Source organism: Nonomuraea sp. NPDC049141 (genome assembly GCF_040648415.1).
Taxonomy (GTDB): domain Bacteria; phylum Actinomycetota; class Actinomycetes; order Streptosporangiales; family Streptosporangiaceae; genus Nonomuraea.
Genome location: NZ_JBEZDR010000021.1, coordinates 153331 through 176068 on the forward strand (window position 1 = coordinate 153331; position 22738 = coordinate 176068).

General features: G+C 68.7%; 23 protein-coding genes. 11 read left to right on the plus strand and 12 right to left on the minus strand.

What is annotated here, in order from left to right; translation table 11 throughout:
• Positions 1–6: 6 nt before the first annotated feature.
• The 4 genes from asnB to AB0B91_RS46935 form a co-directional block, all read right to left on the minus strand.
• Positions 7–1821, minus strand: a complete 1815-nt coding sequence (gene asnB / locus AB0B91_RS46920; protein WP_358335381.1) for an asparagine synthase (glutamine-hydrolyzing) — start codon at positions 1819–1821, stop codon at positions 7–9.
• Between the two features lie 162 nt (positions 1822–1983).
• Positions 1984–2352: a hypothetical protein gene (locus AB0B91_RS46925; protein ID WP_358335384.1), complete on the minus strand. Its 369-nt coding sequence runs from the start codon at positions 2350–2352 to the stop codon at positions 1984–1986.
• Between the two features lie 124 nt (positions 2353–2476).
• Positions 2477–3631 carry a transposase gene (locus AB0B91_RS46930; protein WP_358335387.1) on the minus strand — a complete coding sequence of 385 codons (1155 nt, stop codon included), beginning with the start codon at positions 3629–3631 and terminating at the stop codon, positions 2477–2479.
• 27 nt (positions 3632–3658) lie between these two features.
• Positions 3659–3931 carry a hypothetical protein gene (locus tag AB0B91_RS46935; RefSeq protein ID WP_358335390.1) on the minus strand — a complete coding sequence of 91 codons (273 nt, stop codon included), beginning with the start codon at positions 3929–3931 and terminating at the stop codon, positions 3659–3661.
• A gap of 387 nt (positions 3932–4318) precedes the next feature.
• On the opposite strand from AB0B91_RS46935, the gene AB0B91_RS46940 reads away from it, so the two are divergent.
• From AB0B91_RS46940 to AB0B91_RS46950, 3 genes are all read left to right on the plus strand, one after another.
• Positions 4319–4585, plus strand: coding sequence for a hypothetical protein (locus AB0B91_RS46940; protein ID WP_358335394.1), 267 nt, complete (start codon positions 4319–4321; stop codon positions 4583–4585).
• Positions 4586–4952: 367 nt separating this feature from the next.
• Positions 4953–5261: a UBP-type zinc finger domain-containing protein gene (locus AB0B91_RS46945; RefSeq protein ID WP_358335397.1), complete on the plus strand. Its 309-nt coding sequence runs from the start codon at positions 4953–4955 to the stop codon at positions 5259–5261.
• Between the two features lie 40 nt (positions 5262–5301).
• The gene (locus AB0B91_RS46950) at positions 5302–6282 is read left to right on the plus strand and encodes an acyl-CoA desaturase (protein ID WP_358335400.1); all 981 of its coding nucleotides are present in this window, start codon (positions 5302–5304) and stop codon (positions 6280–6282) included.
• Positions 6283–6307: 25 nt separating this feature from the next.
• Here the strand turns inward: AB0B91_RS46950 and AB0B91_RS46955 are convergent, their stop codons facing one another.
• Entirely contained in the window at positions 6308–6934 is a 627-nt protein-coding gene (locus AB0B91_RS46955) for a TetR/AcrR family transcriptional regulator (protein ID WP_358335403.1), read from the minus strand.
• A gap of 128 nt (positions 6935–7062) precedes the next feature.
• On the opposite strand from AB0B91_RS46955, the gene AB0B91_RS46960 reads away from it, so the two are divergent.
• Positions 7063–8037, plus strand: coding sequence for a Gfo/Idh/MocA family oxidoreductase (locus AB0B91_RS46960; RefSeq protein ID WP_358335406.1), 975 nt, complete (start codon positions 7063–7065; stop codon positions 8035–8037).
• A gap of 17 nt (positions 8038–8054) precedes the next feature.
• Here the strand turns inward: AB0B91_RS46960 and AB0B91_RS46965 are convergent, their stop codons facing one another.
• Together AB0B91_RS46965 and AB0B91_RS46970 are read right to left on the minus strand one after the other, a co-directional pair.
• A complete protein-coding gene (locus AB0B91_RS46965; RefSeq protein ID WP_358335408.1) occupies positions 8055–9140 on the minus strand; it encodes a hypothetical protein in 1086 nt (361 codons plus the stop codon).
• 5 nt (positions 9141–9145) lie between these two features.
• On the minus strand, positions 9146–9739 hold the full coding sequence (locus tag AB0B91_RS46970) for a hypothetical protein (RefSeq protein WP_358335411.1): 594 nt from the start codon (positions 9737–9739) through the stop codon (positions 9146–9148).
• A 343-nt stretch (positions 9740–10082) separates the two neighbouring features.
• Here AB0B91_RS46970 and AB0B91_RS46975 point away from each other — a divergent pair, with 343 nt between their 5' ends.
• From AB0B91_RS46975 to AB0B91_RS46985, 3 genes are all read left to right on the plus strand, one after another.
• Positions 10083–10634 (plus strand): hypothetical protein, encoded by a 552-nt coding sequence (locus tag AB0B91_RS46975; protein ID WP_358335414.1) that lies wholly within the window; start codon positions 10083–10085, stop codon positions 10632–10634.
• 338 nt (positions 10635–10972) lie between these two features.
• Positions 10973–12049 carry a virginiamycin B lyase gene (locus tag AB0B91_RS46980; RefSeq protein WP_358335416.1) on the plus strand — a complete coding sequence of 359 codons (1077 nt, stop codon included), beginning with the start codon at positions 10973–10975 and terminating at the stop codon, positions 12047–12049.
• A gap of 148 nt (positions 12050–12197) precedes the next feature.
• Positions 12198–13223 carry a sulfotransferase gene (locus AB0B91_RS46985; RefSeq protein ID WP_358335419.1) on the plus strand — a complete coding sequence of 342 codons (1026 nt, stop codon included), beginning with the start codon at positions 12198–12200 and terminating at the stop codon, positions 13221–13223.
• Here the strand turns inward: AB0B91_RS46985 and AB0B91_RS46990 are convergent, their stop codons facing one another.
• The 5 genes from AB0B91_RS46990 to AB0B91_RS47010 form a co-directional block, all read right to left on the minus strand.
• Positions 13224–14129: a hypothetical protein gene (locus AB0B91_RS46990; RefSeq protein WP_358335422.1), complete on the minus strand. Its 906-nt coding sequence runs from the start codon at positions 14127–14129 to the stop codon at positions 13224–13226.
• A gap of 89 nt (positions 14130–14218) precedes the next feature.
• On the minus strand, positions 14219–14674 hold the full coding sequence (locus AB0B91_RS46995) for a thioesterase family protein (protein WP_358335425.1): 456 nt from the start codon (positions 14672–14674) through the stop codon (positions 14219–14221).
• On the minus strand, positions 14667–15629 hold the full coding sequence (locus AB0B91_RS47000; RefSeq protein WP_358335428.1) for a 3-hydroxyacyl-CoA dehydrogenase NAD-binding domain-containing protein: 963 nt from the start codon (positions 15627–15629) through the stop codon (positions 14667–14669). The genes AB0B91_RS46995 and AB0B91_RS47000 overlap by 8 nt, the downstream gene beginning before the upstream one ends.
• Positions 15629–16561 carry a 3-keto-5-aminohexanoate cleavage protein gene (locus tag AB0B91_RS47005; RefSeq protein WP_358335430.1) on the minus strand — a complete coding sequence of 311 codons (933 nt, stop codon included), beginning with the start codon at positions 16559–16561 and terminating at the stop codon, positions 15629–15631. The genes AB0B91_RS47000 and AB0B91_RS47005 overlap by 1 nt, the downstream gene beginning before the upstream one ends.
• Positions 16562–16625: 64 nt before the next feature.
• Complete coding sequence (locus tag AB0B91_RS47010; RefSeq protein WP_358335433.1) at positions 16626–17411, minus strand: IclR family transcriptional regulator; 786 nt, start codon at positions 17409–17411, stop codon at positions 16626–16628.
• 284 nt (positions 17412–17695) lie between these two features.
• Here AB0B91_RS47010 and AB0B91_RS47015 point away from each other — a divergent pair, with 284 nt between their 5' ends.
• From AB0B91_RS47015 to AB0B91_RS47030, 4 genes are read left to right on the plus strand one after another with little or no spacing between them, the layout of a single operon-like run.
• A complete protein-coding gene (locus AB0B91_RS47015; RefSeq protein WP_358335435.1) occupies positions 17696–19102 on the plus strand; it encodes an ABC transporter substrate-binding protein in 1407 nt (468 codons plus the stop codon).
• Positions 19086–20081: an ABC transporter permease gene (locus AB0B91_RS47020; RefSeq protein WP_358335438.1), complete on the plus strand. Its 996-nt coding sequence runs from the start codon at positions 19086–19088 to the stop codon at positions 20079–20081. The genes AB0B91_RS47015 and AB0B91_RS47020 overlap by 17 nt, the downstream gene beginning before the upstream one ends.
• A complete protein-coding gene (locus AB0B91_RS47025) occupies positions 20078–20968 on the plus strand; it encodes an ABC transporter permease (RefSeq protein ID WP_358335441.1) in 891 nt (296 codons plus the stop codon). The genes AB0B91_RS47020 and AB0B91_RS47025 overlap by 4 nt, the downstream gene beginning before the upstream one ends.
• Complete coding sequence (locus AB0B91_RS47030; protein ID WP_358335444.1) at positions 20965–22734, plus strand: ABC transporter ATP-binding protein; 1770 nt, start codon at positions 20965–20967, stop codon at positions 22732–22734. Before AB0B91_RS47025 ends, AB0B91_RS47030 begins: the two co-directional genes overlap by 4 nt.
• Positions 22735–22738: the final 4 nt, after the last annotated feature.

Sequence of the window (22738 nt, forward strand, 5' to 3'; positions counted from 1 at the left end):
GGGCCCCTACAGCTCCAGGCGGACGCCGTAGGACTCGAGCCAGACGTTCAGGTCCAGGGCCAGCTCCAGGCTGAACCGCGACATCGTCGTGGTCGTCTTGCCGACCGGGACCGCGGTGATGTCCCTGACGGCCGCCGCGTCGAGCAACTCCAGGACCGGTGCCTTCCCGGCGCGGGCGAGGTCACGCAGCGTGTCGCGGAGCCCCTGCTCGTAGGCGACGTCCTGGGTCGCCGGATAGGGGCTCTTGACCCGCCGCAGGATCGACTCGGGCACCAGGTCGGCGACGGCGGCACGGAGCAGGCTCTTCTCCCTGCCGTCGAAATTCTTCATCGCCCATGGCGTGTTGAAGACGTACTCGACCAGCCGGTGGTCGCAGAACGGCACGCGGACCTCCAGGCCGACGGCCATGCTCAGCCGGTCCTTGCGGTCCAGCAGCACCGGCAGGAACCGGGTCAGGTGCAGGTAGCAGACCTCCCGCATCCGCCGCTCGTGGCCGTTCTGGCCGGGCAGGTACGGCACCTCGGCCAGCGCGGTCCGGTAACTGTCGGCGACGAAGGACGGCATGTCGAGCCGCTCGAACAGCCCCTGGTCGAGCAGATCGCCCGGGTTGTGGTCGCGCATGACCATCGCGAGCCAGGGGAAGGTGTCGGCCTCGACCGCCTGCGGCAGGTGGAACCAGGCGTATCCGCCGAACAGCTCGTCGGCCGACTCGCCGGACAGGGCCACCGTGGAGTGCTCGCGGATCGCCCTGAACAGCATGTACAGGGAGCTGTTCATGTCGCCGAGGAATTGGGGCATGTCCCAGGCGCGCACCACCGCCGACCGCAGGCGCGGGTCGGTCAGCTCCGCGGTGTCGAGCGTGATGTCGGTGTGGTCGGAGCCGACGTACTCCGCGAGCTCCTTCACGAACGGCGCGTCCGGGTCACCGCGCAGCTCGTCGGGCTGGAAGTTCTCCGCGTAGCCGGCGAAGTCCACCGCGAACGACCGGATCTGCCCGCGTTTCCTGGCCAGCGCGGTGATGGTGCTGGAGTCCAGCCCGCCCGACAGCAGGCTGCACAGGGGCACGTCCGAGACGAGCTGGCGGCCCACGATGTCTTCGAGCAGGGCGCGGATCGTGCCGACCGTGACGTCGAGGTCGTCGGTGTGCTCGCGTGGCTCCAGCGCCCAGTAGCGGCGCAGGGAGTGTCCCTCCCGGCGTACCCGCAGCAGGTGGCCGGGGCGCAGCTCACGCATGCCCTTGAAGATGGCCTGTTCCGGGCTCGTGCCCATGCTGAGCAGCTCGCGCAGGCCGTCGGCGTCCACCACCGGCTCGGCCAGCGGGTTGGCGAGGATCGCCTTCGGCTCGGAGCCGAACAGCACGCCGTCGCGCAGCGGGTAGTAATACAGCGGCTTGATGCCCATGCGGTCGCGCACCAGCAGGAGCTCCTGGCTGCGGTCGTCCCAGATGGCGAAGGCGTACATGCCGTTGAGCCGGTCGGCGACGCCCTCACCCCATTCGAGGTAACCGTGGAGCACGACCTCGGTGTCGCTCCTGGTGCGGAAGCGGTGCCCCTTGGCCGCCAGCTCGGCCCGGAGCTCGACGAAGTTGTAGACCTCTCCGCTGTAGGTGATGACGACCGGGCCCTCGGCCGTCATGGGCATGTGGCCGCCCTCGACGTCGATGACCGCGAGCCGCCGGTTGCCGAGTATGGCGTGCGGCGACTGCCACAGTCCCTCATCGTCCGGGCCGCGGCAGCACATCGTCTCGGTCATGGCCTGGCCTGTGGCGCGTTCATGGGTCAGGTCGCGCTCGAAGTCCACCCATCCGGCGATTCCGCACATGTGAGAGTCCTCCCAAAGGGCCTGGGAATGGTATGTGCAACGTATCCGCGTGTGGACGGCTGGTCTATGGACAGGAAACGAAATACTCGTACAAATCGTGCGTCAAATATCGCCAATTATGGCCAAAATGGGATGACTTGTCGGACCGAAAATTGCCCGAGGTCAGCCGGATTTCCCGAAATTGATCGAGCCGTAGACGTCACCGGCTTGGAGCACCGGGCCGGTGATGCGGGCGTCGCCGCTGATCGTGTTGGTCACGTCGTGTTTGATCTGGACGAGGCGGGCCGTCTCCGCCGTCCATGATGTCAGCGTCTCGGCGAATTCGGGATCCGCCTGAGCGCGCTCGACCAGGCTTTGGGCGGTCTGTTCTGGAGTCTGCGCCGTTTCGATGGCGGCCACGGCGTCGTCACCGAAACGGCGGCGTACGAGGCCTGTCAAAGAGGTCCAGGCATTCTTGCCGACTTCGCCCGCGGCGCCACCGACTATCGCGGAGACGACCGCCGTGAGTGCGGGAATGACGCTCGGATCCATCGCGCCTCTTTTCGTCAAGGACGTTCTCCCAGACTAGAGCCCGGCGGGAACACTAGTCAGCTTCTCGGCCGTGAACAGTGAACGACTGAGCTCGCGGCTCCTCGCCGTCGATGGGTTCGATGGTTCAGGCCGCGTCGTCGGCAGCGTGACTCACTGCCCAGCCCGCAACGCCACGTGCGGCGATGTTGCGGGCCGCGTTGACGTCGGCGTGCTCAGCGAAGCCGCACGACGTGCAGAGGAAGGTTTCCTGGTTGGGCCGGTTGTGTTTGTCCACGTGCCCGCAGCGTGAACATCCTTGTGAGGTGTAGGCCGCTTCCACGTGGATCACGGCGAGCCCGGCGCGGATCGCCTTGTAGGTGATGAAGCTTCCCAGTTGGTGGAAGCTCCATGAGTGCAGCGTGACCCGCTGGGGCTTGCGGAGCCGTACCCGGTCACGGATCCCGCCCAGGTCTTCCAGGGCGATCCCGCGGCCGGTGCGTATCGCCTCGGTCACGATCTGCTTGGCGATGGTGTGGTTGGTGTTGGCGGCGAACCGCGCCTCTTTGCGGCGGCGGCGTTTGAGCAGTCGTTTGGCGCTCTTGGTCTGTTTGGCCTGCAGGCGGCGGCGCAGCTCGCGGTGGCGGTGGCGGACCGCGTTGAGGCCCTTGCCGCTGTGGTGGACCCCGTCACTGGTGGTGGCGATGTTGGCGATCCCGAGATCGACGCCGAGGAATGCGGTGGGTTCGGCCAGCGGCCGGTCGGGCACCTCGATGGTGGCGCTCAAGAACCACAGGCCGTCGCGGAACAGCAGATCGGACTCGCCGCGGCGATGCTCTCGCAGCCGGGCGAGCTGGTCGGGCGACCCGGTGAAGGCCAGGTCCTTGATCCGCCCAGTGAGGGTTCCGATCGACACCGTGCGGGCGTCGTGGTTCCACGACAGGCAGCGGTCGTCGTAGGGCTGAGCGGCCCGAGGCCGGAAGACGATCGGTTTAGCCTCGATCTTGGCGCGGCGGGGCGAACCGGGCGGGCCGTAGTTGCCGTGACGCAGGTTGGAGCGCAGCGTGGTGTAGGCGTCGGCGACTTTCTTGATCGCGTGCTGGGCGCTCTGGGCGGGCAGGCCGAACTGCGAGCGAACGTGGCCGTAGGTGATGTTCCGCAGGTCGCGGCTGCGGAAGATCTTGCGTTCGAACGCCAGCCGGGACACCTCGTTGGCGGCCTGATTGGCCGCGCGCAGGGTCGCGTCCAGCGCCACCGCCTGCTCGGGCGTCGGCAGGAGTTTCACCCGCACCACCAGTCTCACATCGAACACACTATCGTTTGGCGTATGTCACCGCGATGGGAATCGAACCCCGATGTCAGACGGGGCCGTAGCGTCGTATATGACCTTCATGCGCATTTGGTCTTCATGCCGAAGGACCGGCGTGGCGTGTTTCGTGTCCACGGCCTGCGCCCAGGAGACGACGCGCGCCTCGACGTCGCGCAGGTAGTCGCCGACCCCGTCGTCGAACGCCGAACCCGCCGCGACGGTGAACAGCACCTGGACACGGGGATCCGAACGGAACAGCGGCAGCACGTCCAGCAGCCGGCTCGCCGAGGTCACCGTGCGCCACGCGTACTCCTCGATCAGGGTCCGGCGTGGCGAGCAGACCGCGTCGCGGCGGCGCCGTCGGTTACTTTTTCCGTTATTTACCACATTCCTGGCATTTCATTGGAAAGCCGGGGGAAGTCCCGCTCGCCTCTCCGGTGGCGACGATAAATTCCCGGCCCGACATCCTGAGGCCACTCTCCTCGTACAAGGCCGCATTGCACGACATATCCGATGTATTCGGATTATGTGTTGACATGATGTGAAATGAGGTTTTGCCTATCGTCGGGAGACCGGGCCGGTCGGCGGGATTATCGTGGGATATGTTCAGCCGTATCGGCGTATCCCGGGGACCCCGAAACCGGCGCTCTCATCCGAATCCGTTTCAGGGAGTGATCTCTGATGCTCAAGCGTCTGCTTCTCACCGCCTCCTTGGCGGCATCCACCCTCATCGTCACCGGAACGGCCACAACGCAGCCCGCCAGCGCCGCGAGCGTATGTCCGCCCAGCTCCCAGCACGTCACCGCCATGCCGCAGAGCATGGACAAGAAGTGCGAGTGGCGCTGGTGGCACCACAAGTGGTGCAAGTTCTGCTGGCGGCACGGTCACTGGGAACGTGACTGGTGCAAGAGCTGGGACCACGACCACGACCACGGCCACATGAGCTAGCCCCAGCCATCACGACCAGCGCACAACAGTCGCTCCGCGTGGCCTGCCCGCGCGGGGCGATCTCCCATGCCTCCCGACAAAACCCCCGCACTATGATGCGCGGAAACTGGCGGTTTCCGCGTGGCTGACTGCTGCGCTGTCAGCGAATAGACCGGCCAAAGCGCGGTCATTTGGGCCCTCTCGACACCATGGCGGAAGGCGCGACCGGGCAAGGCTCATCACGGCAGCCGACCACCGGCCGGAGTCGTTATCGCGGCCGGTGATAGGGCTTGCTCGCATTGGACGTTTCCGTCGGCTCGCCGAGCGCGTTGACTGATACGTGATCAGCCGACGCATCTCGCGTCATTCTCACCGTGAGGAGGCCGTGATGACCTTGGGCGCTGAAGACCTGGTAGTGACCGCACGTGCCACCCCGAATGGGCAGGCGCCGCGCTGTGACCACGCCGACGTCCTGGTCGCGGAGCAGGGGTTGCCCGAATGTACCGAATGTTTGATCCGCGGCTGGCCCTGGATGAGCCTGCTGGCCTGCCTGACCTGTGGATGGGTGGCCTGCTCCGACGACTCGCCAGGTGGCCACGCCAAGGCGCACTACCAGGAGACCGACCACCCGGTGTTCACCTCGCTGGAGCCGGGCGAGACCTGGCGATGGTGCTACGTGCACGGACGGACCGTATGAGCGAGAAGAGACGAGATTCATGACTATTTCCCAACAACCGGTGAGACACCGGCCGGAATACGACGGCGAATCACCATTCCCCGGCGCGGACCAGCATGCCCAGGCCGGCCGGGTCCAGATAGGGCTGACCGCGACGATCGTGGTTGTGCCGTTCATCGCGCTCGGTATCGCGATTCTCCTGGTCTGGGGCAACGGATTCGCGCTCACCGATCTGCTGCTGGCCGCGGTCTTCTACGTGGTGACCGGGCTCGGGGTGACGGTCGGGTTCCACCGGCTGCACACCCATGGGTCCTTCACCGCCCGGCCGTGGCTGCGGGTGCTCCTGGGGATCACCGGTTCGATGAGCTTCCAGGGCAACATCATCGACTGGGTGGCGGTCCATCGCCGCCATCACGCCTACACCGACCGGCCGGGCGATCCACACTCCCCTTACCGGTACGGCACCAGCCTGCGTGGGCAGCTGCGGGGGCTTGCCCACTCCCATCTCGGCTGGATGTTCACCAACGATGAGACGCCCGCCGCCCGGTACGCGCCCGACCTGCTGGACGACCCGGTGATGGTCAGGGTGGCGCGGGCCTTTCCCGCGCTGTGCGCGCTGTCGCTGGCGCTGCCGTTCCTGGCCGGCTGGGCGATCAGCGGAACCCTGTACGGCGCGCTGACCGCCTTCCTCTGGGCCGGGCTGGTCCGCGTCGCCCTGCTGCAGCACGTCACCTGGAGCGTCAATTCGCTCTGCCATGTGATCGGTAGCAGACCGTTCAAGACCCGCCGCCACGACCGTTCGACGAACCTGTGGCCGCTGGCCCTGCTGTCGTTCGGTGAGAGCTGGCACAACGGCCACCACAGCGAGCCCACCTCCGCCCGCCACGGCATGGAGCGCGGCCAGATCGACCCTTCGGCCGGCCTGATCCGCCTGTTCGAACGGCTGGGCTGGGCCACGGACGTGCACTGGCCCGACCGCGACCGCCTCGAACGCCGCCGCATCGGCCGCCCGCAACAAGCCCGCGCGCCGTCCGACGGCTGAGCGAGATCCGTGGCCGACCGGGAAGTCAGGGAGATGTCTCCGCGGGGCTCATCGGTGCCAGGCCGAGCATTCGGGCGGTGAGCCGGTGCAGGTGGACGCGGAAGCGCGCCACAGTCCTTTCACCCTCCGAGAAACCGCCGGGGGGTGAGGGCATCGTGGCGTAGCGCACGAAAATGATGGTGGTCCAGGCGATCGTTCGCACGCAGAGTTCCACATCGGAGTCAGAATCGATCAGGCCCGCCTCGGCGATTCTTTTGAATACGGTGAAAACACTGTTGACCAGCGGCTCGTTGTAGATCTGCTCCAGGTCGCGCAGATCGGCGGCGTCGCCCAGCCATCGGTGCATCAGCAGAGCGGAGATGTCGGGGTTGCTCAGGCAGAAGTCCAGGTATTCATCGATGAGCGCGTGGACGCTCGCCGCCGCCTGCGGCGCTCCCGACTCGTCGATACGAGAGAGCGCACCCTCCAAGAGCGCCTTCTGTTCCGTGTAACCGCGCCCCATCACCGCCAGATACAGCTCCCGTTTGGAACCCGCGAGTTCCATGACGGTGTCGATGTCCAGGTCGGCGGCCTCAGCGATCTGGACCATCGTTGTCGCGTCGTACCCGAGGGCCGCGAACAGTCGCGACGCGGCCGAGATGATCCTTTCCACGCCCCTCCTTTCCGGAACACGCGATTCGAGCCCCGGTACGCGTGGTCGGCTCTCCTTCCACTCCAACAGATCGGCTGCCAAGCTCCGGCAAAGCGACACGCCGGAAGGGGATCTGGCATCATGCGCTCATGCGAATCGGGACGCTCGGCGCAGCTCGGATCACCCCTACCGCGCTCATCAAGCCGGCCCGTGCCGTACCCGAGGTGGAGGTGGCCGCGGTCGCCGCCCGGGACCGGTCGCGGGCCGCGGGGTTCGCCGCCAAGCACGGCATCCCGCACGTCCACGACTCCTACGAGGAACTGGTCGCCGACCCCTCGCTGACCGCCGTCTACAACCCGCTGCCGAACGCGCTGCACGCCGAGTGGACCCTTAAGGCGATCGAGGCGGGCAAGCACGTGCTCTGCGAGAAGCCGTTCACCTCCAACGCCGCCGAGGCGCGGTCCGTCGCGGACGCCGCGGCGAGCTCCGGCGTGGTGGTCATGGAGGCGTTCCACTACCGCTACCACCCGCTGATGGAACGGGCTCTGGAGATCGTCGGCAGCCAACTCGGCGAGATCCGGCATGTCGAGACCTGGATGTGCTTTCCGCTGCCCAGGTTCTCCGACATCCGCTACTCGCTGAAGCTCGGCGGGGGCGCGCTCATGGACGCAGGCTGCTACGCGGTGCACTGCCTGCGGACGCTCGGGCCGGGCGAGCCCTCGGTCGTGGCCGCGGCGGCGCTCGTCCAGTCTCCGGGGGTCGATCGGGCGATGGCCGCCGACCTGCGCTTCCCCAGCGGTGCGACCGGGCGGCTGCACGCCTCCATGTGGTCGGGACAGTTGCTCAAGATCGCCGCGCGGGTCGAAGGCGAACGCGGGTCGCTGCACATCACCAACTTCGCCGCCCCGCAGTTCTTCCACCGAATGACCGTGACCGTCGACGGCGTGCGGCGCCGTGAGCGCGTCGCGGGCGACCCGACGTACACCTGCCAGCTCCGCGCCTTCGCGGCAGCGGTAGGCCAGGGCACCCCGCCGCTGACCCCACCGGCCGACTCCGTCGCCAACATGACGATCATCGACGACATCTACCGCAAGGCGGGACTCCCGCTGCGCGGCACCGTCTAGCCAGCGGCCTCCCGGGGCTACCTGGACAGGCGGCTTCGACGGCGCAGGGAGAAGCGCAGGGCGAGGACCAGAGTGGTCACGGCCGCCGCGGCGAGGCCGATGATGAGGACCCACGGCCAGGGCGAGTCGATCAGCGCCGGGATGCCCCAGCTGGCGGGCTTGCCGGGGAAGAGCAGCGTCGCGGTGACGGTGTGGTGGATCCGGCCGCTTTCCAGCAGGAGTTCGACCTTCCACGGGCCGTCGGGCAGCCGTTCGTCGAGCACGACGGCGACCGGCGCACTCGCGTTGACCGCCAGCGTGGTGCCCAGCTGGGCTGGGAACGGTCCGGCGCCTAGTCCGCCGGGCCCCTCGCTCAGCCGCATCTTCCCGCTGATGTCCAGGGCGCGCTGACCGGTGTTGTGCACCGTGGCCTGGACCACGGGCATGCCGTCGGCGGTGCGGCCGGGGGTCAGCCGGTCGATGCGGAAGTCCGATGGCGGATCACCGCCGGGGCCGACGTCGAGATAGATCCTGATCCCGACCCGGTTGACCATCTGGACGCTGCGGGCGGAGCCGGACGCGGATGGGGAGGTCGCCTCGGCGAAGATGGCGCCGTACCGTTCCCCCTTGGTGGCGGACTGGGGGATGGTGATCGTGGCCTTGAGCGGGATGTGGCTGTGCGGCGGTACGACCAGCTCGGTGCGGTTGATGGACACCCACGAGCTCAGCTCGTTGGCGTCGCGCTCCGGCATCGGCAGGAACTTGTGATCGCGGATCTCCGCCGCACCGGGATAGACCGAGATGTGCTGGGGACTGCCGGAGGTGTTCTCGATCTCGAAGCGCCGGGAGATCTTGGTGCCGGGGTTGATGTGGTCGACGATGTACAGGTAGGCGCGGGGGTCGTCGCGGCGGTTGGCGGAGGCTTCCAGCAGCTTGATGCCGATGACGCCGCGGGACGGGTCCGGATCGCCCGATCCGCCTTGTGCGAGAGCGGGGGCGCTGATCGCGCTGAGCAGCAGCGTCAGCGCTCCGATCGAGGAGAGCAGCCGCGAGGAGAGCAGCCGCGAGGAGAGCAGCCGCGAGGAGAGCAGCCGCGAGGAGAGCAGCATGGTACGCAGAGCCACCGTGGTCAGGTCACCGTGTGCGTGATCGTGCCGGTGTACTGGCCTCCCACGTTGCTCAGGGCGGTTGCGATGGTGATCAGCGGATTCCACGTTGCCGAGTTGCTGCCGGTGCCACCCGAATGGCTGTAGGCGGTGCGCGAGGCGCTCAAGGCCTGTCCCGTCGCCGGAGGTGGCGCGGCACAGCCGGTCTGGCCGGCGGTGAAGGTGCCGTTGCCGCTCGTGGCGGTGGCGGTCCCCGAGCAGTAGGACACGCTGGCGTTGGTGATGGTCTCCCCGGGGTCGTCACCGCCGCCGGTGGTGAAGGACGACGAGGTCACGGACGTCGTCCAGGTGGGCGTGGCCGAGGCGCGCGCGTCGTTGACGGTGACCGCCCCCAGTTGCCCGGAGGCGTAGCCGCCCGGCGCCGCGTCGTTGGTCAGGTCGACCGTGCTGTTGGGCACGGTGATCTCCAGCGCACCCACGGTCACGTCGAAGGTGGTCGTGGTGTTGCACGCCGTGTTGTTGGCACAGGTGCCGGCTTCGGCCGGCATCCCGGTCAGCGCCCCCAGGGTCATTACCCCCGCCAATCCCACCAGGCTGGTCCTCAAAAGCGTTTTCATGCTGGTGAATTCCCCTTGAATTCGCAGACATCGAAAACCCCGGCCCGCTCCGGACCCAGGATGTGGGGACATTAACATGGAGCGAAAGCGACTCCTCTGCCGATAAGGTCAATCGCCCCACCAAAAAACGCCAAGCCTTCGAATACCGTGATTGACCTGGTCGCAGCCCCCGATCTATGAGCTGTCCGCCAAAATGCTGCATAAGTATTGGCAGCGAATTTACCGGCCACGAGGATTGCCCTATGAACGCGGCCCGCCATCCGCCGTTTAGACTGCCGACGACTTTTCGCTTGTCGAATCGGGCAGTCCAGTTCATGCAGGTTCATCGGAATCGAGGAGATACGTGCGGACATTCGCCTCGCTGATGGCGTCGATCGTCGTAAGCCTCGGGCTCGGCGCTCCCGCGGCCCCCGCGGCCGCCGCCGGTGCCATCGGTGCCGCGACGAACTCCACGTTCGCCTTGCACGCCAATACCCTCACGATCACCGTGCCTGCCTCGAGCAACCTGGGAAACGGCAGTCAGGGCAACACGCTCAGCGCCACCCTGGGCACGATCACCGTGGACGATGGCCGTAACGGGTCCATGACCTGGACAACGACGGTGACGTCCACCAACTTCACCACCGGCGGCGGGAGCGCAGGCGAGACGATCACCAAAGGCAACATCTCGTACTGGTCCGGCCCGGCCACCGGCCAATCGGGCGGTGGCTCCCGCTTCCCGGGGCAGCTCACCGCGGCGGACAAGGTTCCGCTGTCCTCGCCGGTGACCGCGTTCAGGGGGACCAAGTCGCCGCTCGCCACCAGCACCAGCTGGCAGCCGAAGCTTGTGATCAGCGTCCCGATCGCGGCCGTCTTGGGCCACTACACCGGCGTCATCACCCATACGGTCACCTGATCACCCGCTTCCCGTCATTCCCCACTGACCCGGCCGCCTGCTGTTTTGGCAACCCGGCCGGTGAATTGGCGGACTCATGACCGGCCACAAACGAAGTCAGCCGAGAAGGAATGGTGGCGCCGGGAGATATTGGGACGGCTGAGCCGGACCGGAGGGCCGGAATGTCCGGTGTATCGAGTATTCGGCGGCATTCGCAGCGGATATTCGAGCATTCCGGACATCACAGCGGCAAAATCCTCCCGGGTCCCTCTGCTCGTCCGTCCGATTTATTTCCGTTCTACCCGAAAGGGAATGTCATGCGTCGACGCTCCAGAATCCTCGGATATCCACTCGCCGTCATGGCCCTGCTCCTGGCGGCCCACATACCGGCCGCCGCATCCGCCGCCAAGCCACCCCAGCCCCCCGCGCCCCCACGCCCCTGGGTCAAGCTCTGCCTCAAGCTCAAGCAGCAGCCGCGCCACAAGCACATCCGATGCACCTTCCCGCCCCCCAATCCGCGCGGAAACGGCCCGATGCGCGTAGCCGACTCCCTGCGCACGCCGACGATCAACGAGAGCGCCGTACCGACCTACGGGGCGGTCCCTGTCGGAATCACCTCCGGGCCGGACGACAACCTGTGGTTCACCGAGAACTACGGCAACAAGATCGGGAAAGTCACCACGGGCGGCGTGTACACCGAATACAGCCTGCCCAACGCGGACTCTCAGCCCGGTCATATCACCACCGGCCCTGACGGCGCCCTGTGGTTCACCGAAGCGACCGGCAACAAGATCGGGCGCATCACCACCTCCGGGACGATCACCGAATACAGCCTGCCGACCAGCGGCGCCTATCCATGGGGCATCACCGTCGGCCCGGATGACAACCTGTGGTTCACCGAGACCAACGTCGACCAGGTCGGAAAGATCACCACGTCCGGGACGATCACCGAGTACGGCCTGCCGACCAGCGGCGCCTACCCCATGTTCATCACCACCGGCCCTGACGACAACGTGTGGTTCACCGAGCCACTCCTCGGCAGCCTCGCGAAGATCACCACCGGCGGAACGGTCACCGAGTACGCCGCTCCCAGCGGCGCGTTGCCCATAGGAATCACCACCGGGTCCGACGGCAACCTGTGGTACACCGACGCCCAAGGAAGGGTCGGCAAGGCCACCACCGGCGGCAGCTTCACCGACTACTCCCTCTCCGATCCCAACAGCTTCCCCTGGGGATTGACTCTCGGCCCGGACGACAACGTGTGGTTCGTCGAACAGAGCAGCAACAACGTCGCCAATGTCACCACAACCGGCACCATCAGCGAATACGGCCTCCCGACCAGCTACTCCGGCCCCATGCAGATCACCGTCGGATCCGACGACAACCTCTGGGTCACCGAGGATGCCGTCGACCAACTCGCCATCGTCACCCCCTGACCTGACCTGATCGGCAGCCGCGCCACCTGGCGTCGCGGCTGCCGATCCGTGCGTCCGTACACGGTGAGCATGCCCTGGCCAAACGCCTACTTGTAACGTCCTACATAATTGGTAGGAAATTAGAAGTTAGGAGTAGGGATTTGGAGGGATGACCGTGCACATGCCGAACTTCCTGGTCGTAGGCGTCCCCAAGGCGGGAACGACAGCCCTGCACGCCGCGCTCCAGCGGCATCCACAGCTCTTTCTGCCCCAGGTGAAGGAGCCCAAGTACTTCCTCACCGACGGCCCGCCGCCCACCAGGGGCGGGCCGGGCGACCTGAAGACGTACCGCGAGCATGTCTGGCGCCGCGCGGACTACGAGGCGCTGTTCGCTCCGGCGCCCGCGGGCACGCTGACCGGCGAGTGCACACCCTTCTACCTGTACGACCGCGACGCGCAACGCCGCATCAAGGCGGCCATCCCGGACGCCAGGCTCATCGTGATCGTGCGGGACCCGGTCGAACGCGCTCACTCCAACTGGACCCACCTGTGGTCGGCCGGGCTCGAACCGATCGGCGACGTGGTGCGCGCCTGCGAGGAGGAGGGCCGGCGGATCGCCGCCGGATGGGCGCACTTCTGGCACTACGTGGCACTCGGCCGGTACGGCGAGCAGCTCGCCGACCTGTACGAGCTGTTCCCGCGCGAGCAGGTGCTGGTCTTCCGCTACCGGGACCTCGTCGACCGGCCGGCCGACACGCTCGACCGGATCTGCGGGTTCCTCGGGGTGGAGCAGGGGCTGCTGACCGAGACGCCGAGGGAGAACGTCACGGCTCATCCCGACGCCAGTCCGCGGCACGCGCTGCTGTCCACGGCCCGGCGGCTCCTGCCCGGGGCCCTGGCCGATCCCGTCGAGCAGCTGCTCCAGCGGCGGGCCGCCCCTCGCCGCCCCCTGACCTGGGAGCAGCGGAGCCAGCTCATCCCGTACTTCACCGAAGACATCAAGCTCCTGCAGCGGGTCACCGGCGAGGACTTCGGTGACTGGCTCAGGCCCCGGGAGCGTTCGGGCGGCCTGGTCGGCGCGCGGCCGCCCGGCCAGCGGCAGTCCAGAAACGGCCGCCCGGCCCGCCTTGAGCAGCCGAGCCCTGAGCGCCCCAGCCCTGATCAGCTCAGCCCGCCCCGACCAGCCGAGCCCTGATCAGCGCAGTTCGGTGCGCAGTTCGTGGGCCCCGTCGGCGCGGGTGTACTCGTAGTAGAGCCGGATCCGGCCGTCCGGCAGGTCGACGATGTCGAGGTAGCGCAGCCCGCCGCCCTGGTGCGGCGACATGGCAGCCGGGGTGGTCCCCAGCGGGGTCAGCTCGCCGGGGTCGGGGCCCTCGGCGACCCCGGTGCGCTCCTCGTAGTTCTCGGCCGCGCTGGCCCGGCCGTCGTAGAAGGCCAGCACCCGGTCGCCGTCGAACCGCACCGAGCTGATCCGTACGCCGCGTCCGTCCCACAGCCCCGGCCGCCCGCTCAGCGCCGTGCCCTGCCACGTCCACTCCAGGCCGTCGGCGCTGGTGGCGTAGTCGGTCACCATCCGGTCGGCCTCGTCGGAGTCGGCCAGCGGATGGCAGGAGGCCCACAGATGCCACTTCCCGTCCCGCCGTACGATCACCGGGTCCTTCACGCCGGTCTTGGGGTCGCCGGGCAGGACGGTGTCGCGTGAGCGCGGGTCGAACCCGGCGGGGTCGTCGCTCTCCAGCACCTCCACCCGCCAGTGCTTGGTGCCCGGGGTGGCGCAGCTCAGGTAGAGGCGCCAGCGTCCTTCGTCCGTACGCACCAGGGCGGGCCGTTCCAGGGACTCGGCGGCCATCTCCTCGCGGGTGATGGTCGTCAGGGTCTCGAACCGCTCACCGTCGACCGAACGGGCGACCACCACCGCGTACCCGCGGCCCTGTCCCACCGGACGCCGCAGCCGATAGGCGAGATAGATCAGCCCGTCAGCCGCGACCGCGCTGGGCCCGCCCGCCCAGTGCCCCTCGCTCGCGATCGGTGGCAGGACCGCGACCGTCGCGCGGTCAGGGTCGGGGAGCAGGGCTGCGTGAACGTCCATGTCGGTCGGCATGGAGTCGAGGCTAGGCCACGGCGTGGAGCTGGACACGGATGCTCACCTTCCCTTTGCATTCCCTTATTCCTACCTAAATAGTCTGAATACTACACGGCCCGACGAGAGAGCGGTTCGTGGGTGGCGAACACGGCGGTCACGAGCTCCTGCCGGTCCGGCGGCATCGGTTCGACGCGCCCGCTGAGCTGGTTGACGTGCAGGTAGACGAATTCGCCCGTGGCGATCTCCTCGTCGCCGCCGTTGCGCAGGCTGTGGCGCATCCGCAGACGCTTGGGAGCGGCTTCGACGAGGAGCGTCAGCACGCGGACCGTCTCGCCGGCGCGGGCCTCCTTCAGGTAGCGCAGGTGCGACTCGACGGTGTAGGTCGTGCATCCGGTTGATTCCTGGTACTTCGCGCCGAGGCCGAGCGCGTCGAGGAGCGCCTCGCTCGCCCGGCCGCACACGAGCGCGTAGTACGCGTCGTTCATGTGGCCGTTGTAGTCGACCCAGTCGGCCAGGACCCGCGTGCTGTAGGCGGCGAACGGCGCCTGCCGAAGGTCAGGCACGGCCCCACCGCTCGGCGTGGCGTTCCAGGAGGAGCAGCAGGTCGACCAGGAAGTCGTCCCGCTCCCGTTCGAGCTGCTCGATCGATCGGCCGGCGGCCTCGGCCGCGCACCCCGACACCATCTGGTCACGCAGCGACGGGGTGAGCGGCGGCGCCTGGAGCCGGGTCCACGGTTCCAGCAGCGCGGGCCCGAAATGGTCGAGCATGTGGGACATGCCGCCGGGGCCGCCCGCGAGATGGAAGGTGAGGCAGGGGCCCATCAGCGCCCAGCGGAGTCCGGGCCCGTACGCGATGGAGGCGTCGAGCTGGTCCACGGTCGCCTCCCCCGCAGCGACCATGTGGAGAGCCTCGCGCCACAGCGCCTCCTGCAGCCGGTTGCCGATGAAGCCGGGCAGTTCGCGGTCCATCTTCAGCGAGACCTTGCCCGCGACCCGGTAGAACCGGTCCGCCCAGTCGACCGCGGCGGCCGAGGTCGCCTTGCCGCCGACGACCTCCACGAGGGGGATCAGGTACGGCGGGTTGAACGGGTGGCCGACGACGAAGCGGTCAGGGGTACGGCAGCCGGACTGCATGTCGGTCATGGCGAAGCCGGACGTGCTCGACGCGACGACGACCCCCGGCGGGGCCGCCGCGTCGATGTCGGCGAGGACGCGGACCTTCGCGTCGAGGTTCTCCGGCGTCGACTCCTGCACGAAGCCGGCACCGGAGACGGCCTCATCCAGAGACCCGGTGAAGCGCAGGCGGTCGCGGCTCGCGCCGGCGGCCAGGCCGAGCCGCTCCAGCGTCGGCCACGCGTTGTCGACCAGGGCGGTCAGCCGCTCCTCCGCCTGGGGGCCGGGGTCGAACGCGACGACGTCATACCCCATGCGCAGGAAGTGGGCCGCCCACCCGCCGCCGATGACACCGGTGCCCACGACCGCGACGACGGTCACGGACTCGGGAGCCGCGAAGCCCATCAGAAGGCCACCTGGTCCAGGCCCTTGAGGTCGAGGATCTGGCGGGTCTCCGCCGGGGTCGCCACTTCCAGGGACAGCTCCTCCAGGATCCGGCGGAGCTTGCGCACCTGCTCGGCGTTGGACGGCGCCAGCCGTCCCTTGCCGAGGTAGAGGCCGTCTTCGAGGCCCACCCGCACGTGCCCGCCCATGACGGCCGCCACCGTGACCATGTTGAACTGGTGGCGCCCTCCGCCCAGCACGGACCACTCGTACGTGTCGCCGAGCAGGCGGTCGGCGGTCCGCTTCATGTGGACGAGATGATCGACGTCGGCGCCGATGCCCCCCATCACACCCATGATCGTCTGGAGGAAGATGGGCGGCTTCACCAGGCCGAGCTCCAGATAGTAGGCCAGCGTGTAGAGGTGACCCACGTCATAGGCCTCGTACTCGAACCTGGCCCCGGTCTCCGGGCCGACCGTGCGGAGCATGTGCTCGATGTCGGCGTACGTGCTCACGAACGGCTCGCTGCGGGTGCTTTCGAGGTAGGGCTCCTCCCAGTCGAACCGCCACTGGCCGCGGTGCTTGTCGATCATCGGGAAGCCGCCGTAGTTCATGGTGCCCAGGTTGAGCGTGCACAGCTCGGGCCGCGCCACCTCGATGACCTCAAGGCGCTGCTCGACGGTCATCCCGGTGCCGCCGCCGGTGGTGATGCTCACGACGGCGTCGGTGGCCGCCTTGATGGGCTTCAGGTACTCCATGAAGACCGCCGGATCGGGCGTCGGCCGGCCGTCTCTGGGATCGCGGGCGTGCAGGTGGATGACCGAGGCGCCCGCCTCCACGGCGGCCACCGAGTCGGCGACGATGTCCTCGACGGTGAACGGCAGGTGCGGTGACATCGTCGGCGTGTGACCGGACCCCGTCACGGCACAGGTGAGGATGACCTTGCGAGACATTGGCTTGTCCCTTCGCTCATATAACGAACGGCCATCTCACAATCTGCAATGAGAACCCGGTCTGTCAAGCCCTCGCCGTCGCCTCCGCGATGTCGGCGGCGGCCTCGCACGCCAGAGCGCCGAGCGCGGCGAACCGGTCCTCCGGCACCCGGTCCTTCGGACCCCAGATGCTGATCACGGCGACGGGGCGCTCGTGCTCGTCGAGCACCGGGGCGGACACGCCGTACAGGTTCGGCTCCATCTCACCGACGCACACGCCATAGCCACGCTCCTTCGTGAGCGCCAGCTCCGAGCGCAGCCGCACCTGATCGGTGACCGTCGTGTCGGTGTACGCCGTGAGCGGCCCCGCGAGCAGCGACTCGACGTCGGCCGCCGGCAGCCAGGCCAGCAACGCCTTGCCGGTGGAGGTGGCGTGCAGCGGGACCTGGCGGCCCAGCCACTTGGCGCTGAGCACGACGGGCGGGGTGACCTCGTCGACGTAGGTCAGCCCGAGAGGGCGGGCGACCGCGAGGTTGGCGGTCTCGCCGGTCTGCCGGGAGACGCGCTCCACCACGCCGTGGGCGCGCCGGACCAGGCCGTCGACGCCAGCCGCCGTGGCCAGCCGGGCGACGGCGAACCCGATCGCGTACCGGCTGGTGTGCGGGTCGCGCTCGACCATCGAGTGCCGCTCCATCGTGGCGAGCAGCCGCCACGCGGTCGCGCGGTTGAGGCCGCACCGGGCGGCGAGGTTCGCCACGGTCTCGCCTTGCGGCGAACTGTCCGCCACGGCGTTCAGCAGCGCGATCGCCCGCTCCAGCGACTGCACCCTGCCGGACGGCGCTCCATCGTGCTCCTGGCCGGTGTCCGTCATCGTGGCCTCACATTCTGGACTCTTGACCTGTTCGCATGGCGCATCTATTGTCACGCCATTCGAGCATTGATTGCACGATAAGAGCAACGGGACATGATCGCGAGGTCCAAGTTGTGATGAGCACTCGGAATCAGGGCCAGACAAGGCGGGAGATTCTCCGCAACAGTGCCCTGCTCAGCGCAGGAATTGTATCCGGAGGACTTCTCGCCGCCTGCGGCGACAACACCGGAGCCACCCGGCAACCGTCTGCCTCAACCGCTCCCGTGAGAGGCGGCGTCCTGCGTGTGGGCGCCACGGGGGGCAGCGCCAAGGACTCGGTGGATCCGCACAACCCCGTCACGTACCCCGACCAGGCGCGGGTGCTGAACCTCTATGAGCCGCTGTTCACCCGCAGCCCGGCGTACGAGATCCAGCCGCTGGTGGGCGAGAGCCTGGAGACGTCGAAGGACGGGCAGGTCTGGACGCTCCGTCTGCGAGAGGGCGTCCGGTTCCACAACGGCAAGACCGTGGACGCCGACGACGTCATTTTCTCCCTGAGACGGATCATCGACCCGAAGGATCCGGGCTCCGGGGCATCGGGCCTGGCGATGATCGATCCGGCCGAGCTCAAGAAGATCGATGCGCGGACCGTCCAGATCGGGCTGAAGTACCCCTACGCCCTGCTCAAGGACCAGCTCGCGCAGTACGCGCTCGGCATCGTGCCGGTCGGCTTCGACGTACGCAAGCCGATCGGCACCGGACCGTTCGCCTTCGAGTCCTTCCAGCCCGGCGAGCAGAGCTCGTTCAAGCGGTTCGACGACTACTGGGGGGAGAAGGCCTACGCCGACCGGCTCGTCATCATCGACTTCCCGGACGACAACGCCAAGGTCAACGCGCTGCTCAGCGGCCAGGTGGAGGCGATCGACAACCTGCCCCTGTCACAGATCGACGTGGTGAAGGCGGCGGGCGCGCAGGTCCTGATCTCCGAGACCGGCTCGTGGACCCCCTTCACCATGCGGGTGGACGCGGCGCCGTTCAACGACGTACGGGTACGGCAGGCGTTCCGCCTGGCCGTCGACCGTCCGCAACTGGTCGCCCAGGCGCTCAACGGCCAGGGCCGGATCGCCAACGACCTGTACGCGCCGTTCGACCCGGCCTACGCGGCCGAGCTGCCGCAGCGCCATCAGGATCTCGACCAGGCGAAGTCCCTGCTGAAGGCGGCCGGTCACGCCGATCTCAGGATCGAGCTGGTCACCTCCACCGGCATCGGCTCCGGCGCCGTCGACGCCGCCGAGCTGTTCGCCGGGCAGGCGCGAGGGGCCGGGATCACCGTCGAGGTCCGCAAGGTCGACTCCTCGACCTTCTACGGTGACCAGTACCTCGGCTGGACCTTCGCCCAGGACTTCTGGTTCACCCGCGGTTACCTGCCGCAGGTCGCCGACGGCTCGCTGCCGGGATCGCCGTACAACGAGACCCACTGGGCCGACAAGACGTTCATCTCGCTGATCAAACGAGCCGGTCGCGAACTCGACGATGCCAAGCGCACGGACCTGCTCAAACAGGCGCAGAAGATCGAGTACGACAGCGGCGGCCACATCATCTGGGGTTTCAGGAACCAGGTGGACGCGTACTCGAGCAAGGTCACGGGGTTCGTCCCGGACAAGAACCTCCCCCTGTCCAACTACCAGTTCCGTCGTGTCTCGATCGGCTGAGGCGGCCGGCCGGGCCCCCGCCTGGGGCTGGGTGGCCTGGCTGGCGCGCCGCCTCGCGCTCGCCGCCATCACGCTCTGGCTGATCTCGGTCCTGGTGTTCGTGACCACCCAGGCTCTGGGCGACCCCGCCAGGGCCATCCTCGGCCGCTCGGCGACCCCGGATCGCCTCGCGGCGCTGCGCGAGCGGCTGCGTCTCGGCCAGCCGCCGGTCGAGCGGTACCTGTCCTGGCTGGGCGATCTGCTGCACGGGAACCTCGGCACGTCCCTGGCCGCGCAGGAGCCGGTGAGCACGCTCATCGGCACCCGGGTGGTCAACAGCGCGGTCCTCGTGACCGTCTCGGCGGTGCTGATCATCCCGCTCGCCTTCCTGCTCGCGCTCGTGGCGGCGCGACGTCACGACCGGGCGGCCGACCACGCCGTCCAGGTGGTCATGCTCGCCGTCGCGGCGTTGCCGGAGTTCGTGATCGGCATCCTGCTCGTCGCGCTGTTCTCGACCACGGTGTTCCGCTGGCTGCCCTCGGTGTCGATGTCGGTGCCGGGCGCGCCGCCGTGGGCCGACCCGGCGGCGATGATCCTGCCCGTGGCCACGCTGATGCTGGCCGTGGTGCCGTACATCAGCCGCATCCTGCGAGCCTCGCTCATCGAGGTCCTCGAAAGCGACTACGTGGAGATGGCCAGGCTCAAAGGCGTGCCCGAGCGGCTGGCGGTGCGCCGCCACGCGCTGTCCAACGCGATCGTGCCCGGTATCCAGGTGACCGCGCTCCAACTGGCCTGGCTGGCCGGTGGCGTGGTCGTCGTCGAATACCTCTTCCAATACCCGGGGATGGGCGTGAGCCTGGTCGACGCGGTGCGTAACCGGGATATCCCCGTCATCCAGGCGCTGGCCCTGCTGATCGCCGCGATCTACGTCGTGGTGAACCTGATCGCCGACGCCCTGACGATCCTGGTCACGCCGCGGCTGAGGACGGCGATCCGATGAGCGAGCGGAGTGAACGCATCGGCGTCGGCGGCCGGTCGGCCGCGATGCCGTCGCGGCCACGCGCGTTCCGGGCCTCGCTGAGGACGTCACGCATGTGGGCCGGGCTTCTCCTCACCGTGGTCGTGGCCGCCACCGCCCTGGCCGGTCCGCTGGTCGCGCCGCACGATCCGACCGCGATCGTCGGCCGGCCGTACGCGCCGCCCGGCGGGGTGGCCCTGCTCGGCGCCGACTACCTCGGCCAGGACGTGTGGACGCGCTTCCTGTACGGCGGGCGGTCCATCCTGCTCACCTCGGCCCTGGCCACGCTGCTCGGCATGGTGCTCGGCGTCGTCATCGGCCTGGTCGCCGGATACGCCCGAGGCTGGGTGGACGAGGTGATCATGCGCCTGAACGACGTGGTGCTCGCCTTCCCCCAGATCGTGCTCGCCCTCGTGCTCCTCGCGACGGTGGGTCCCGAGCCGTGGCTCGTCGTCCTGGTCGTCGGGGTCTCGCACGCCCCCCGCGTCGCCCGGCTGGCCCGGGGCATGGCCACGACCCTGGCCACCCGCGAGTTCGTCCAGTCGGCCGAGGCGCTCGGCGAGCGGCGTACCCGCATCCTGTTCTCCGAGTTGCTGCCCAACATGTCCGGCCCGCTCCTGGCCGAGGCGGGCCTGCGGCTGACCTACTCGATCGGGCTGGTGGCCTCGATCGGTTTCCTCGGTTTCGTGTCGGACCCTCGGGCGGTGGACTGGGGCATGATGATCAACCAGAACCGGCTGGCCCTGCTGGTACAACCATGGGCGATCCTCGCCCCGACGATCGCGATCGCGGTGCTGACCATCGGGACCAACCTCATCGCCGACGGCATCGCGGGAAACAGCACGCGCGCCCCAGGAGCGCGGTCATGACCGCCGCCCGCTGCTCGGTCGCCGCCCTCCGCGTCGAGCTGGACCACGGCGGCCCGGACGTGGTGGACGGGATCCACTTCGACGTCCGACCCGGCGAGGTGCTGGCGCTGGTCGGCGAGTCGGGCAGCGGAAAGACCACCGTCGGTACGGCGCTGCTCGCGCACACCCGCAAAGGGGCGCACATCGCCGCGGGCGCCGCCGAGATCGACGGCGTCGACATGCTGAGTCCGCCGCGCCGGGCCGCTCGCGACCGGCGCGGCTCCGTCGTCGCCTACGTCCCCCAGGATCCCGCGGCCTCGCTCAACCCGGTGTTGCGGATCGGGTTCCAGATCCGCGAGGTCCTCGACGTGCACGGCGTGGGCCGCCGTGCCGACCGGATGGCCCGCGTCCGTGAGGTGCTCGAGGACGTGGCGCTGCCCACGTCCGGCGAGTTCCTGCGCCGCTACCCGCACCAGCTGTCCGGTGGTCAGCTCCAGCGGGTGGCCATCGCCATGGCCTTCGCGCCGCGGCCCAAGGTGCTCGTGCTCGACGAACCGACCACCGGCCTGGACGTGACCACCCAGGCCCACGTACTGGCCACGGTGCGGGACCTCTGCGAGCGCCATGGAGTCGCGGCGGTGTACGTCACCCATGACCTGGCGGTCGTCGCGGAGCTGGCCCATCGCGTCGCGGTGATGTACGCGGGCCAGATCGTCGAGATCGGCCCCAAGGCGGAGGTCTTCGCCAACCCCTCCCACCCCTACACGCGGGCGCTGCTGGCCGCGATTCCCAGCGTCACCGAGGGGCGCACGCTCGCCGGGATCCCTGGCCGCGCCCCCGCTCCCGGAGGACGGCCGACGGCCTGCCGCTTCCACGACAGGTGCGCGATGGCCATCGCGGAGTGCACGCGGGCCGAGCCTCCCATGACGGAGATGGGCCACGGGCATCAGTCGCGCTGCCTGCGGGCGGAGCACGTACGGGCCCAACCCCTGCCGGTCAGCCCGGCGGCACCGCGACGGCCCGCGGCGGCGGAGACGGTCCTCGACGTCCGCGAACTCCGCGCGCACCACGGCCGGACACCGGTGCTGCACGCGGTGGAACTGCGGGTCGGCCGGGACGAATGCGTCGCCGTCGTGGGGGAGTCCGGCAGCGGCAAGACCACGCTGTCGCGCTGCCTGGCCGGGCTGCACGGCGAATGGACGGGATCCATCACGTTCGAAGGCGAGCCGGTGCCCCCGGTCGCCCGCCGCCGCACCCGGGAGCTGCGCAAGGCGATCCAGTACGTCTTCCAGAATCCGTACCTGTCGCTGAACCCGCGCATGAGCGTGGGGGAGATCATCCGCAGACCTCTGCACCTGTTCGGCCTCGCGCGGGGGAGGGAGGCGGAGCGGCGGGTGCTCGACCTGCTCGACCAGGTGGCGCTCGCTCCCTCGGCCTACCACGTCCTCCCCGACCGGCTGTCCGGCGGGGAGCGGCAACGCGTGGCGATCGCCCGTGCGCTGGCCTGCGAGCCGGACCTGCTCATCTGCGACGAGGTCACCTCGGCCCTCGACGTCTCCGTCCAGGCGTCGATCGTGACGCTGCTCGACGAGATCCGCCGGACCCGTGGGCTGTCGATGCTGTTCGTGACCCACAACCTGGCCCTAGCCCGGTCCATCGCGTCGCGGACGGTGGTGCTCCACGGCGGCCGGGTCGTGGAGGCGGGCCCTACCGGGCAGCTGCTCGACCATCCCGTCGAGCCGTACACCCGCGCCCTCCTCCGCGACACGCCCCGGCTGAAGGTGTGATGCG